Source organism: Actinomyces sp. HMSC075C01 (assembly GCF_001812965.1).
GTDB lineage: Bacteria > Actinomycetota > Actinomycetes > Actinomycetales > Actinomycetaceae > Actinomyces > Actinomyces acetigenes.
The window spans coordinates 1953-14825 of the sequence record NZ_KV810986.1; the positions used below are offsets into that span (position 1 = coordinate 1953).

Consider the following 12873-nt stretch of genomic DNA (forward strand, 5'->3'; position numbering starts at 1 on the left):
AGTGGGCTCGGTGGCTGGGCGAATCCAAGCGCGCAGCACACCGCGGGCAGGCGAGTAGGGGCCCTGCTGGCGGAGGCGCGTGCCCGCCTGGCGGGCGCTCTGGGCGTGGATGCGCACGAGGTGCTGCTGACCTCCGGCGGTACGGAGGCCGATGCCCTGGTGGTCTCGGGCCGGGCACGAGCGCTGCCGGGCGGGCGTCTGGTGGTCTCGCCGATCGAGCACCCGGCGGTGCTGGACTCGGCGCGCACCGCTGCGGCCGAGCTGGGCGTGGGGCTGAGCCTGCTGGAGGTCGACGGCGCGGGGAGAGTCGAGCTCGACTCTCTGGCCCGGGCGGTGGCGCCGGCAGCCGATGCAGGCCACTCCCCCGCTTCCCTGGTCTCGGTCATGGCGGCGAACAATGAGACCGGAGTCGTCCAGGACATGGCGGTGCTGGTGGCGCGCGTGCGGGAGGCAAGCGGCGCCGGGCACCCCGAGGAAGCCGGCTACGTACCCGTCCACTCCGACGCCGTCGCGGCCCTGGGGAAGGTTCCCGTGGACTTCCACGGCTGGGGGCTGGACGCGATGAGCCTGACAGGGCACAAACTGGGGGCGCCGGTGGGAGTGGGAGCGCTGGTGCTTCGCCGCGACCTGGCGTTGACGCCGGCCACGGGCGGGGGCCGTCAGGAACGGGGGATCCGCTCGGGCACGCAGGACGTGGTGGCAGCCCGAGCGCTGGCTCTGGCGGTAGAGCTGGCGATCGCCGAACAGCAGGAGCAGGAGGCCCGACTGGCGGTGCTGCGGCGCCGGATTCTGGAGGGTGCCGGGGCGCTTCCGGGCGTTCACGCCACGTTGCCCGAGGACGCCGATCATGTGGCCTCCACGGCGCACCTGTGGTTCGAGGAGGCCGACGTCGAGGCACTGCTCATGGCCCTGGACCTGGCCGGGATCGATGCGTCCGCGGGGTCGGCCTGCCACGCCGGGGTCGCCCAGCCGAGTCACGTGCTCCTGGCGATGGGCTTCAAGGAAGGACCGGCCCGCTCCACGCTGCGCTGCTCCCTGGGCCGGGAGACGAGCCCCGACGACGTCGAGCGCCTGCTCACCGCCCTGCCCGCCGCCCTGGAGGGTGCCAGACGCACCTGGAAGGTGACGCACAAGGCGGCCGGGACACACTCGTAGCAGCATCCAGTCCAACACAGCAACCGAGGAGCACCGCATGCCAACCACCTCCAACAAGATGATCGGCGACTTCGGCGGCAAGCCGGCATCGGCCGCCATGTACGCGGCGATCGAGTCCTACACCCTCTCGCTCGGCTCTGTCACGAAGCACCTGACGGCCCAGGTGAGCTTCTCCGTCAACCGGAAGTTCCTGTGGGTCTGGGCCTATGAGAGGACGGGCGACGGCACCCTGTTCCTCAACGTGAGGCTCGACCGTCCCGTGGAGGAGCCGCGCGTCCATCGCGTCGACCAGGTCAGTGCCAACAGGTGGAACCACCACGTCGTCGTCAAGACGATGGAGACGGTGCAGAGCGACTGGCTCAAGGACCTCATTCGCGCCGGTTACGAGTTCGCCGCCCGGTGAGCACCCCTCAACGGCCACTCAACAGCATCGGACAGCCGGCCATCCGCTCTGGAGCTCGAGTTCCTGGTCATCGGGAACGTACTTGTTGATCGAGGACTGCGTTATCCCCCAAACGACTGGTGTCCGGCAGCAGTCGTGTGGGGGAAAAGTACGTCCTGGGCGGAGAACGCAGTTCCCGATCCAGCGCAGCCCCTCTCACACGCGGTCGACGAACTGGGCGGCGATCTCCCGAGGAACAGGGTCCCATTCTTGTACGTACCTGATGGCTCGCGCACTCCCGTCGCTTCTCCCGGAGTCGCGCAGGCGCCGCACCTCGTCACGATCCAGCGGGCTCTCGGAGAGCATACGATCGATCGACAGGCTGTAGGTCTGCCGGAAGAACATGCGTTCCTGCTCGCTCTTCGTCATCGGACGCTCTCGACTGTCTGCTATCCGCCAGATCACCAGCAGCATGGCGAAAATAACCAAGAAGGCCAACCACGCATCGGACATCTCAGCTCCTTTCGTGAACGATGAGGCATGAGCACACTGACACGGACTGCCACACCTTCGTCGAGTCGAGCCCGACGAACCGCATGACGCCGCTGGTCAGGCGCTGCTGGAACATGCCTAGGACTACCGTCACATGCTCACCCGCCACGCTGAGAATGCGCTTGCACTCCCCCGACGGAAAAGGAAGAACCCTGAGCATCAGCGCTCATCGCGAAGGGTCCGGGCGAAGCTGCCAGTGCCAGTGCCGCACTCGTCAGGTATGACCTCTCCTCCCTCAGCGCCGTCCATGCCGGGCGCCACGATGTCCCCTGGGCTCTCCCGGTTGCCTGGCCGCCACCGACCTGCGGTAGCCTGCCACGACCGTAGCAACGGCTACCCGTCTACCCGAAGGAGACCCCCCGTGCGCGTCCTGGCCGCCCTGTCCGGTGGAGTCGACTCCGCCGTGGCCGCGGCGCGCGCCGTCGACGCCGGCCATGAGGTTGTGGGCGTCCACATGGCCCTGACCCGCAACCGGGCCCAGACCCGTACGGGCTCGCGCGGCTGCTGCTCCATCGAGGACTCCGCCGACGCCCGCTGGGCCGCCCAGATCCTGGGCATCCCCTTCTACGTGTGGGATCTGTCGGAGGAGTTCGAGGAGCGCGTCGTGGCCGACTTCCTCGACGAGTACCGCGCCGGGCGCACCCCCAACCCCTGTGTGCGCTGCAACGAGCGCGTCAAGTTCGACGCCCTCCTCGAGCGGGCCCTGGCCCTGGGGTTCGACGCCGTCGCCACCGGCCACTACGCGCGCCTGAGCGGCGGCGCCTCCTCCGGCCGCCCCGGCGACACCGAGGGCCTCACGCTGCGCCGCGCCGTCGACGCCGCCAAGGACCAGTCCTATGTTCTGGCCGTCTCCGGGCGCGAGGGCCTAGCCCGGGCTCTCTTCCCGCTGGGCGACGCCCCTTCCAAGGCGCAGGTGCGCGCCGAGGCCGAGGCCCGCGGCCTGCCGGTGGCCTCCAAGCCGGACTCCTACGACATCTGCTTCGTGGCCGACGGCGATACGCGTGGTTTCCTGACCCGCTCGCTCGGCGCCAGCCAGGGCGCCATGGTCTCCCCCGACGGCGAGGTCCTGGGCACCCATCAGGGCTACTTCGGCTTCACCGTCGGCCAGCGCAAGGGCCTGGGCCTGTCCCGCCCGGCCGAGGACGGCCGCCCCCGCTACGTCATCGAGACGCGCCCAGCCACCAACGAGGTCGTCGTCGGACCTGAGGAGCTGCTCAGCCGCACCGCGGTCGACGGCGACGGGCTCGTTCTGCTCGCCGATCCCGAACCGCTCGCCACCTGCCCAGCAGCCGGCGGCACCGATCCTGACGGCTCCCCCGCCGTCGGCTGGCCGGAGGCCGGCGTTCAGGTGCGCGCCCACGGCCGCCCGGTCCCGGCGAAGGTCCGCGTCGATGCGGCGCGCGGGCTCCTGCACGCCGAGCTGGCCACGCCCCTGCGTGGCGTGGCCGCAGGTCAGAGCCTGGTCGTCTACGGCGACGACGGCGACCAGGTCCTGGCCCAGGCGACCGTCGCCTCCACACAGTCCTCCAGCCACGCCGTCATCTGACGCCCCCTTCCGGCCTCGGCGCCGTCGACGCGGCAACGCCCGGGCCACGGCAGGCTCGCCGCGCCCCGGGCGTCCTGGCGCCGGGCTCAGTCAGGGGCGTTCAGCGCAGGCAGGTGTGCCGTTCAATGGCTCGCACCGCCCACCAGACCAGGATCGCAGCCAGGATGGGCGCCATGACGACGGTGCCGATTCCCACCAGTTGCGGCTCCTGGTCCGCGCGGACGGCCTCGATGAACTGCGGGAGCATCATGCGTGTGACGATCCGCCCGCTGGTCACATCGAGCGACAGCGGCAGCAGCATCGTGAAGACCAGGGCCATGAACTGGTTGACCATGTACAGGATGACCAGGCCGACCGCGGGCGCCCCGAAACCGAACCGGTTCCAGCGCCCCTGCGCCCCGATGCTCATCACCGCGGCGACCTCGATGATCGTCGTGACGACACCCTCCACCATGGTCAGCCCGTAGAAGAAGAGCATGCCGGTCCCCACCATGCTGATCATCTGACGCACCGGTTCGAAAAAATCTCCCAGCGTCATACCGAGCAGGTGCGCGTAGGCAGCGAACCAGCCGATCATCAGGAGCGTCGCCACCACGGCCGACGCCAGCACCGCAATGACGGCGTACAGCGTCTTGGCGGCGAATATGACGCGTCCCCTCACCGGCAGGCTCATGGTGAGGTAGCCGCGAGCACCGTACATGGAGGCCCAGTACTCGATACCGACCTGGACACTCACGACGGCGGGCATGGCCACGAGCGCCACGAAGGAGCACACCAACAGTATTGAGGAGAGCACGGGAAGCCTGAGCAGGCTCATGAGTATGGCGCCGACCGCGACCGCACCGATGATCACCACGACTCCGGCATTGCGCCGAGCCTGGGTGCGAGCCTCCTCCATGAGTAGCACGGTGAACATCAGCGGTACTCCTTCCTGAACAGGGCGTCCAGGCTCATACCGCAGTCCTGGCGCAGGTCGTCGGCGTCGCCCGCCAGCAGCAGGTGGCCGTCCTTGAGGAAGACGACGGAGTCGACGATGGGCTCGACGTCGGCAATGAGGTGGGTGGAGATGAGCATGAGCGCCTCGGGATCGAAGTCGCGCAGGACGCCGCTGAGGATGACGTCGCGGGCGGCTGGGTCGACACCGGAGATCGGCTCGTCAAGGAGGTAGACGCGGGCCCGGCGCGACATGGCCAGGCTGACGCGCAGCTTCTCCCCCATGCCCTTGCTCATCTCCTTCAGGGTGCGGTCGGCGGGCAGGCTGAAGAAGCGCACCAGCTCGGCGGCCTTGTCGGCGTCGAAGTCGGCGAACAGACGCCGGTGCTGGGAGATGGCCGCCGGGACGGTCAGCCCGGGGGCCAGGAAGCTCGCGTCGGGCAGGAAGGAGACGAGTGCCTTGGACTCGGGTCCCGGATCGTGCCCGGCGATCCGGACTCTGCCGTCGTAGTCGGCCAGGACCCCGGCGAGGATCTTGAGCAGGGTGGTCTTGCCCGAGCCGTTGGAGCCCATGAGGCCGATGATCCGCCCGGGCGGCAGCTCGAGGCTCAGCCCGTCCAGCGCATGCTGGTCCCGGTAGGTCTTGGTGAGGTTCTCGACGACGACCAGCGGGTCGGCGCCGTCGAGGGCGGGAATGGTTGTGGGTCTGTTGGGGGTGTGTGCGCTCATGACGCATCTCCTGTGGTCTGGTGGCCCTGGCGATCAGGAGCCCACCAGCGCTCGGTCAGGAGCGCCGCGGTCTGGTCCAGGTCCATGCCGATGGCGGTGAGGGTGTCGATGTAGGAGTCCGTGGCCCCGGAGGCCAGGCTTCGGCGCACGGAGTCGATTGCGCTCGCCCTTGTGGTGACGAAGCGTCCGGCGGTGCGTTCGGCCGCGGTCAGTCCCTCGCTGTCCAGTGCGCCCAGTGCCCGCTGGACGGTGTTGGGGTTGACGCCGGAGCTCGCGGCGAGCTCGCGCACGCTGGGGACTTTGGAGCCCGGGGGCCACTGGCCGGAGACGATCCGGTGGCGGAAGTCGTTGGCCAGCTGGACCCAGATCGGACGGGAGTCATCGAGATCCATGGCTCTCCTGATGTTCGGGGACGGGTGGTGCTCATGAGCGCAGCACAGGCGACTTCATTAGACCGTCTGTATTACTGCACTAATACAGTGACACAGGCGGGAGGTGTCGTCAAGCCGAACGGCCTGGAGCCCCACACGTGGGCTCCAGGCCGCAGCTCCTCATCGGCAGGACCACCCGCGTGCCAATCGGCCACTTCCACCTCCGACAGCAGCGTCCCGTGAGCCAGTGTGACCACGGCATCCGGGGACAGCTCCAGTACGGCGTCGTCGGCTCCCAGAAGCTGGCCGTCCTCAGTGGGGCGGAAGGTCCAGGTCCGGGGCTCATGGCCGCCAGCTTCCGGCTCACGGGTTCCCACGCCCTCGTCCTGGCCACGAGCCATCCAGACCAGACGAGCCGCCAGGTGCCGGGCCAGGGGGTGGTCGGCGAACAGCTCCCGCCACAAGGGAGCCGGCCAGGACCGCCCTATGCACATGGCCTCATACAGACGCCGCCGCTGGACCTTGAGCACAGCGGCGACCTCCTTGCGCGCAAAGGTCAGGCGGCGCCTGGTCTGCGCCACGAGCTCGCCGTCCTCGCTCTTGCGGGCGGCGGGCAGGCTCTTGCGCGCGCGTCCGTCGGAGTCCGTCAGGGCGATGGTTAGCTCCGGGGTCAGTCGGCCCAGGAACTCGCGCTCGCCATAGGACAGGTGCAGCAGCCCATCAGACCCGAAACCGGCCGTGGGGATACTGCGATCGCCGAGCTCAGCCTCACTCCAACCTCGCTCGGCGGCCACAGCCCGCGTGAGCATGCTGGCGAAGCCGCACCGCCCAGCTCGAGTACGGGGCCTGGCTCACCCTCACCCCCAGTGGGGACGGCTTCACGGTCACCGGACTGGGGCACCGGAGAAGCTGCTCAGCCGCGCAGCCTGGCGAGCTCCTCGACGAGCTGGGGCACGACCTCGGTGACGTCGCCGACGACGCCGAAGTCGGCCATCTCGAAGATCGGAGCCTCGGAGTCGTCGCAGATGGCGACGACCGTGCCGGCCCCCTGGATGCCGCTGGTGTGGTGGACGGCGCCGGAGACGCCCAGGCCGATGTACAGGCGCGGGGAGATGGTCTCGCCGGTCTGACCGATCTGGGCACTGCGCTCGATCCAGCCCTCGTCACAGGCCACGCGGGTGGCTCCGACGGCGGCGTCGAGCGGCTGGGCCAGGGAGCGGACCAGGTCGAAGTCGCCGTCCACACCGCGGCCGCCCACGACGACGGTGCGCGCCTCGCTCAGGGCCGGGCCGGAGGCGACGGAGGTGGCCTCGCGTGAGACGAGGCGCACGGCGGCGGCCTCGGCGCTCACGGGGACCTCGAGGGGCTCGGCCGTCAGGGGCGCGCCCTCGGCCGTGGTGACCTCGGCGATCCCGGGGCGCACGGCGATGATCGGCGCGCTGCCGCCCGAGGCGACGCCAGCGGTGGTGGACCAGGAGCCGGACAGGACCAGCTTGGAGGCGCGTAGCTCGGCGCCGGAGGCCTCCAGGGCGGTGACGTCGCAGACGCAGGCCGAGCCGAGTACGACGGCGGCCCGCCCGGCCAGCTCCTTGCCGCGGTAGTCGGAGACGACCAGGACCGCGGCGGGCTGGACGGTGCCGACAGCCGCCACGACGGCGTCGGCCGCGGTGGCGGGCAGGTGGGCGGCCTCGCCCAGGTCGGCAGAAAGCAGACGGGTGGCGCCGGCGCCGGCCAGGGCCGCGCGGGCGGCCTCACCCAGGGGCTGGAGGGTCAGGGCGACGACGTCGCCGCCGGTCAGCTCCCGGGCGACGGTGAGCAGCTCCAGGCTGGGGCCGGTGGGGGCGGCCTCGGTGGTTTCGAGGTCGACGAGGACGAGCAGGGGGGCATCGAGCATGGGAATCAGCTTCTTTCGCGAGTGGTATGAGGCGGACGGGCGGCGCGACGGCGTCCAGCGCCCCGGCTGGGGGACGTGAGGGCGCTGCGGCCGGCCGTCAGACGAGCTTGTTCTCCACGAGCCAGGCGGCGAGCTCGCGGCCCGCCTCCCCGGCGTCGGTGCGGATGATGCCGGCCTCACGGGCGGGTTGGGCCTCGTCGTCGACGACGGCGACGGCCGGCTCGGCGATCTGGAGGCCGAGCTCGGAGGCGTCCCAGAAGTCAATGGGCTTCTTCTTCGCGGCGCGCATGGCGGCGAAGTTGGGGTAGCGGGGCTCGTTGGCCTGGTCGGTGACGCTGACGAGCGCGGGCAGCGCAGCGCTGAGGACCTCGCGGACGGTGCCCACGGTGCGGGTGACGGTCACGACGCCGCCGTCGACCTCGAGATGGTTGGCCAGCGTCAGGGCCGGACGGTGCAGGGCGGCGGCCAGGGCGCCGGGCAGCATGGAGGTCATGGAGTCCAGGGAGGCCATACCGGTGACAACCAGGTCGACCTCGCCGATGCGCTCGATGGCGGCGGCCAGGACCCGGGCGGTGGTGACGACATCGGCTCCGGCCAGGTCGTCGTCGGCCACGACGACCCCGGAGTCGGCCCCCATCTGCAGGGCGCGGCGCACCCCGTCCTCAGCGTTCTCAGGCCCCATGGTCAGGGCGATGACCTCGCCGTCGGCCTCCTCGGCCAGGGTGACGGCGGCCTCGACGGCGTTCTCGTCGAGCTCGTTGAGGACATCCTCCTCTCCGCGCACGAGTCGACCGTCCTCGATGCGACGCTCGGACTGCACGTCGGGAACGTGCTTGATGCAGACCACGATTCTCATGGGATCAAGGTTGCCATAACAGCGGCATCTCACCACTGAGCGCTCAGTCACCCTGACACGGCGTCAGGACGAGGATCGGAACGACGAAATGATGACGACGCCGTCACGCCCGGTGACCTAAACGCGACGCGGCGCACTCCTACGAGGGAGACCTCACTACCCCTCAAGTGGTAGCAACCGGCAGCCGCCAGGACAATGGGCCCATGTCTTCGACGCCAGAGCCCGCCCCAGCACCGCGCGCCGAGCTGCCAGCAGCTCCCGACCACAGCCTGGGCGTCGCTCTGAACGGAGACGGCGCGGACTTCGCGGTCCACGCCCCGCATGCCACGGCCGTGGACCTGTGCCTGCTGACCATGGGTGCCGACGGCGCCGTGGTGGAGGAGACCCGGATCGGGATGCACGGGCCCTCGCGGGGCCTGTGGAGCGCCCACGTCCCCGGCGTCGGAGCCGGTCAGCGCTACGGCTACCGCGCCTACGGGCCCTGGAACCCGCACGAGGGCCTGCTCTACAACCCCCACAAGCTGCTGTTGGACCCCTATGCCCGCGCCCTGGACGGCCGAGTGGATCTGGGGCCGGCTGTCTACGCCCACGAGGTCACTGACGACCTGGTTCCGGCGGCCGAGCCCTGGAGGCCCTCGCACCTGGACTCGGCCGGCGCCACCGCCGTCGGCGTGGTCACCGGCGACACCTTCCCGGTGGTTCCGGGGCCGCGCGTGCCTCGCGAGCGCACCGTCATCTACGAGGCCCACGTCAAGGGCCTGACCTACCTGCTGCCGGGCGTGCCCGAGGATCTTCGTGGCACCTACGCGGGGCTGGCCCACTCGGTGACGGTCGAGCACCTCAAGGGCCTGGGGATCACCACGATCGAGCTGCTGCCGATCCACGCCTCGGTGAGCGAGCCCTTCCTGATCAAGCGAGGCCTGACCAACTACTGGGGCTACTCCACTCTCAGCTACTTCGCGCCCGAGCCCTCCTACGCCACGGCCGCGGCGCGTGCAGCCGGCCCACAGGCGGTCCTGGACGAGGTGCGCGGCATGGTCTCCATGCTCCACGAGGTCGGCCTGGAGGTCGTGCTCGACGTCGTCTACAACCACACCTGTGAGGGCGGTGTCGACGGCCCCTCCTTGAGCCTGCGCGGCCTGGACAACCTGGACTACTACCTGCACGCCCCCTACCTGCCGGCGCAGTACATGGACGTCACCGGCACCGGCAACACGGTGGACTTCCGGGCCACCGGGGCGATCCGGTTGGCCCTGGACTCGCTGCGCTACTGGGTCACCGAGGTCGGCGTCGACGGCTTCCGCTTCGACCTGGCCACCACCCTGGGCCGCCATGCCGCGGAGTTCTCGCCGCGCCACCCGCTGCTCACGGCGATCGCCACGGACCCGGTGCTCAGCACCGTCAAGCTCATCAGCGAACCCTGGGACGTGGGGCCCGGCGGCTGGCGCACCGGCCAGTTCCCCGAGCCCTTCCAGGACTGGAACGACCACTTCCGCGACACCACGCGCTCCTTCTGGTTGCACGACGCCTCAGAGATCTCCAAGGGCCGTCTGGGCTCGGACCTGCGTGACCTGGCGACGCGCCTGTCGGGCAGCGCGGACCTGTTCAGCCACGGGGAGTTCCCCGGCGGTCGCGGCCCGCTGGGCTCGGTCAACTTCGTGGCGGCGCACGACGGCTTCACCCTGCGTGACCTGGTGGTCTATGACCACAAGCACAATCTGGCCAACAAGGAGGACAACCGCGACGGCAACTCCAACAACCGCTCCTGGAACCACGGTTTTGAGGGAGACGTCGTCGAGGGCATCAACGGTGGCCCGATCGAGGTGCTGCGCCGCCGGTCGATGCGCAACCTGCTGGCCACCGTGCTGCTGAGCGCCGGGACCCCCATGCTGGTGGCCGGCGACGAGATGGGGCGCACCCAGCAGGGCAACAACAACTGCTACTGCCAGGACTCCGTGCTCTCCTGGGTGGACTGGAACCTGGAGGTCTGGCAGCGCGACCTGGTCGCCACGACGCGCTTCCTCATCCACCTGCGCCACACCCACCCGGTGGCGCGTCCCTCGCGCTTCGCGACCGGGCAGGTCCTTGAAGGTGACACGATCGCGGATCTGGCCTGGTACCGGGCGGACGCCGCACCGATGGACGGGGACTCCTGGCACGACCCGCTCACTCGCGTGGTCCAGATGCTGCGCTCGGGCCGCCCCTGGGACGACGACGACATGCTCGTGGTCATCAACGGCGCCCTGGACCAGGTCGACGTCGTCCTGCCCGAGGGGCGCGGAACCGACTGGCACCTGGCCTGGGACTCGACCTGGGCGGTCCCCCAGCCTCATACCGCCCCCTTCTCCCAGGCGCGGCGCGTGAGCCGAAGCCCCCAAGACACTCAGACCGACGTCATCATCGAGACGGACGACGCCGGCGAGGTCAAGGACGTCAAGACCGTGGCGGGCAGCCCTGAGGGTCACACCGTTGAGAGTCTCACGGACTGCCATCACGACCGCCCGGGCGACACGACGATGCTGGAGGCGCTGTCCCTTCGGGTCTACTTCTCCGGTGAGCCGCTCGAGACCCTCAAGGCGGGTCCCCAGACCGAACAGACCGAGGCGGTCGGTGCCAGCTAGGGCTGCCGCACCAGACAGTTGATTCGGCATAGGCTGGTGCCCGATGCTGACGTTTCCTCCCCCTGTTGAACGCGCCTGGGACCGTCTGCGGCCGGACCCGGTAGGACTGGTCCTGGGCTCAGTGTTCTTCGTCCTGGCACTGACACCGTCGCTCATCCCCCGCGACATCCTCTTCCAGGGGGTGGCCTGCGGGCTGTGCGCGGCAACCGGTTACCTCGTAGGCGTCTGGTTGTCATGGAACTGGCGTACCTGGGTGAGCAAGGTGGTGCAGATCCTGTGGGAGGCCAGTGGCAGGAGTCTGCCATCCTGGGTGCCTCGCTGGAGGCGACGGGTGGAGATCACGCTGAGCGTTATCGTGGTTTTAGGACTCAACGCGATCCTGCTGCAGGCGGTCCATTGGCAGCAGCAGGTGGCCTCCCTGACTGACTACCGCGCCTACACGCCCGCGCAGTACCTGTTGGTCTTCCCCGTGGGCTTCAGCATCTGGATGGCCCTGGTCATGGTGGGGCGCGGCTTCCTGCACCTGGAGGCCTGGCTGAAGCGGCACCTGCCTCAGCGACTGCCACTGCCGGTGCGCTCGGTATCTTCCTGGATCATCGTGCTCGTACTGGTATTCACGCTGGTGAACCAGGCGATCCCGGGCATCATCATCCGGGGCGCGGAGTCGGCCTTCTCCGTGCGCAACAGTGCGGATCCGCCTTCGACGCCGCGGCCGACGGCGGCCGAGCGCTCGGGCTCGCCGGAGTCACTCGTGGCGTGGGAGTCCCTGGGGGCCTATGGCAAGCGTTTTGTGGGCCGGGGCCTGAACGCGCAGGGCCTTGAGAAGGTGACCTCCCGGCCGGCCAGTGAGCCGATCCGCGTCTACGCCGGGTTGGAGAGCGCGGGAAGCGACCAGGCACGGGCCGCACTCGTCGTCGAAGAGCTGAAGCGCACCGGGGCGGCCTCCCGCTCGGCGATCATGATCGCCCCGACGACGGGGACCGGTTGGGTGGACCCAGTGGCGGCTCTGTCACTGGAGGTGCTCTACGACGGCGATACGGCGATCGCGGCCGCCCAGTACTCCTACCTGCCCTCAGGGGTGCAGTTCATCGCCGACACCGACAAGGCCCGGGCCTCTGGCAAGGCGCTGGTGACGGCTGTCGTGGCCTGGTGGAAGACGCTTCCAGAAGGCGACCGGCCCCGCCTCCTGCTGTATGGGGAGTCGATGGGAGTGCTGGCCGGTGAGGCAGCCTTCGACAGCTTGGCCGACGTCCTGGACTCGGTCGACGGCGTCCTGTGGGCGGGCCCGCCCAACTCCTCGAGACTGTGGCAAGACCTGGTGACGCGGCGCGATCCGGGCACGGGGGAGGTAGACCCCACCTACTCGGCCGGCCTGACGGTGCGCTTCGCCCAGGACCAGGAGGATATGGAGGCCTTCGCCGGCGACACCACCTGGGGAGACCAGAGGATCCTCTACATCCAGCATGCGAGCGACCCGGTGGTGTGGTGGTCGCCGAGGCTGATCCGTCAGACACCGGACTGGTTACGGGAGCAGCCTGGGAAGGATCGCTCCCCCACCATGCGCTGGATGCCCTACATCACCTTCTTCCAAGTGAGCGCGGACCTGCCGCGGGCGATGAACGTGCCTGCTGGGCACGGGCACCGCTACGGTGCCGAGATCCTCGATGGGTTGGCCCTGATCAGTCATGACAGCTCTTTCACTCCCGAGCGCGTCGCCCAGGCCCGCCAGGAGCTGGAGCGCGCCTTGGCCACTCAGCCTTCCGATGACTGAGCCGGGGGCCGGGCAACGCCTGCCCCAGTCCGTCACAGCACCACCACCCCCTAGGATGAGGCC

Annotated in this window: 12 protein-coding genes; 5 read left to right on the top strand and 7 right to left on the bottom strand. The window is 69.7% G+C overall.

Annotated elements, in window-relative coordinates; genetic code table 11:
- Positions 1 to 1155 (top strand): cysteine desulfurase family protein (locus HMPREF2883_RS05370; protein ID WP_256277349.1); only part of this gene is annotated, 1155 nt, incomplete at its 5' end.
- Positions 1156 to 1192: 37 nt separating this feature from the next.
- The gene (locus HMPREF2883_RS05375; protein ID WP_070659463.1) at positions 1193 to 1558 is read left to right on the top strand and encodes a DUF5655 domain-containing protein; all 366 of its coding nucleotides are present in this window, start codon (positions 1193 to 1195) and stop codon (positions 1556 to 1558) included.
- 195 nt (positions 1559 to 1753) lie between these two features.
- Here HMPREF2883_RS05375 and HMPREF2883_RS05380 read toward each other — a convergent pair whose 3' ends face one another.
- Positions 1754 to 2050 carry a hypothetical protein gene (locus tag HMPREF2883_RS05380; protein WP_070659465.1) on the bottom strand — a complete coding sequence of 99 codons (297 nt, stop codon included), beginning with the start codon at positions 2048 to 2050 and terminating at the stop codon, positions 1754 to 1756.
- A 400-nt stretch (positions 2051 to 2450) separates the two neighbouring features.
- On the opposite strand from HMPREF2883_RS05380, the gene mnmA reads away from it, so the two are divergent.
- Entirely contained in the window at positions 2451 to 3635 is a 1185-nt protein-coding gene (gene mnmA, locus HMPREF2883_RS05390; protein ID WP_070659470.1) for a tRNA 2-thiouridine(34) synthase MnmA, read from the top strand.
- Between the two features lie 100 nt (positions 3636 to 3735).
- Here mnmA and HMPREF2883_RS05395 read toward each other — a convergent pair whose 3' ends face one another.
- The 6 genes from HMPREF2883_RS05395 to HMPREF2883_RS05420 form a co-directional block, all read right to left on the bottom strand.
- Positions 3736 to 4551, bottom strand: a complete 816-nt coding sequence (locus tag HMPREF2883_RS05395; RefSeq protein WP_070659472.1) for a hypothetical protein — start codon at positions 4549 to 4551, stop codon at positions 3736 to 3738.
- Positions 4551 to 5297 carry an ABC transporter ATP-binding protein gene (locus HMPREF2883_RS05400; protein ID WP_070659474.1) on the bottom strand — a complete coding sequence of 249 codons (747 nt, stop codon included), beginning with the start codon at positions 5295 to 5297 and terminating at the stop codon, positions 4551 to 4553. The genes HMPREF2883_RS05395 and HMPREF2883_RS05400 overlap by 1 nt, the downstream gene beginning before the upstream one ends.
- Positions 5294 to 5689 carry a GntR family transcriptional regulator gene (locus HMPREF2883_RS05405; RefSeq protein ID WP_070659477.1) on the bottom strand — a complete coding sequence of 132 codons (396 nt, stop codon included), beginning with the start codon at positions 5687 to 5689 and terminating at the stop codon, positions 5294 to 5296. Before HMPREF2883_RS05405 ends, HMPREF2883_RS05400 begins: the two co-directional genes overlap by 4 nt.
- A gap of 71 nt (positions 5690 to 5760) precedes the next feature.
- Entirely contained in the window at positions 5761 to 6477 is a 717-nt protein-coding gene (locus tag HMPREF2883_RS05410; protein WP_070659479.1) for a DUF4132 domain-containing protein, read from the bottom strand.
- Positions 6478 to 6581: 104 nt separating this feature from the next.
- Positions 6582 to 7562 (bottom strand): electron transfer flavoprotein subunit alpha/FixB family protein, encoded by a 981-nt coding sequence (locus tag HMPREF2883_RS05415; protein ID WP_070659481.1) that lies wholly within the window; start codon positions 7560 to 7562, stop codon positions 6582 to 6584.
- A gap of 97 nt (positions 7563 to 7659) precedes the next feature.
- The gene (locus HMPREF2883_RS05420; protein WP_070659483.1) at positions 7660 to 8418 is read right to left on the bottom strand and encodes an electron transfer flavoprotein subunit beta/FixA family protein; all 759 of its coding nucleotides are present in this window, start codon (positions 8416 to 8418) and stop codon (positions 7660 to 7662) included.
- A 203-nt stretch (positions 8419 to 8621) separates the two neighbouring features.
- Between HMPREF2883_RS05420 and glgX the strand changes: the two genes are divergently transcribed.
- Both glgX and HMPREF2883_RS05430 read left to right on the top strand, forming a co-directional pair.
- Positions 8622 to 11039 (top strand): glycogen debranching protein GlgX, encoded by a 2418-nt coding sequence (gene glgX, locus HMPREF2883_RS05425; protein ID WP_070659485.1) that lies wholly within the window; start codon positions 8622 to 8624, stop codon positions 11037 to 11039.
- 43 nt (positions 11040 to 11082) lie between these two features.
- A complete protein-coding gene (locus HMPREF2883_RS05430) occupies positions 11083 to 12810 on the top strand; it encodes an alpha/beta hydrolase (RefSeq protein WP_070659487.1) in 1728 nt (575 codons plus the stop codon).
- The last annotated feature ends 63 nt before the right edge of the window (positions 12811 to 12873 follow it).

Bases quoted from the DNA above. Each gene is read 5' to 3' on its own strand.
- HMPREF2883_RS05415 (WP_070659481.1), bottom strand. From the start codon at position 7,562: ATGCTCGATGCCCCCCTGCTCGTCCTCGTCGACCTCGAAACCACCGAG.
- HMPREF2883_RS05430 (WP_070659487.1), top strand. From the start codon at position 11,083: ATGCTGACGTTTCCTCCCCCTGTTGAACGCGCCTGGGACCGTCTGCGG.
- HMPREF2883_RS05375 (WP_070659463.1), top strand. From the start codon at position 1,193: ATGCCAACCACCTCCAACAAGATGATCGGCGACTTCGGCGGCAAGCCG.
- HMPREF2883_RS05395 (WP_070659472.1), bottom strand. From the start codon at position 4,551: ATGTTCACCGTGCTACTCATGGAGGAGGCTCGCACCCAGGCTCGGCGC.
- HMPREF2883_RS05420 (WP_070659483.1), bottom strand. From the start codon at position 8,418: ATGAGAATCGTGGTCTGCATCAAGCACGTTCCCGACGTGCAGTCCGAG.
- HMPREF2883_RS05400 (WP_070659474.1), bottom strand. From the start codon at position 5,297: ATGAGCGCACACACCCCCAACAGACCCACAACCATTCCCGCCCTCGAC.
- HMPREF2883_RS05405 (WP_070659477.1), bottom strand. From the start codon at position 5,689: ATGGATCTCGATGACTCCCGTCCGATCTGGGTCCAGCTGGCCAACGAC.
- HMPREF2883_RS05410 (WP_070659479.1), bottom strand. From the start codon at position 6,477: ATGCTCACGCGGGCTGTGGCCGCCGAGCGAGGTTGGAGTGAGGCTGAG.
- glgX (WP_070659485.1), top strand. From the start codon at position 8,622: ATGTCTTCGACGCCAGAGCCCGCCCCAGCACCGCGCGCCGAGCTGCCA.
- HMPREF2883_RS05380 (WP_070659465.1), bottom strand. From the start codon at position 2,050: ATGTCCGATGCGTGGTTGGCCTTCTTGGTTATTTTCGCCATGCTGCTG.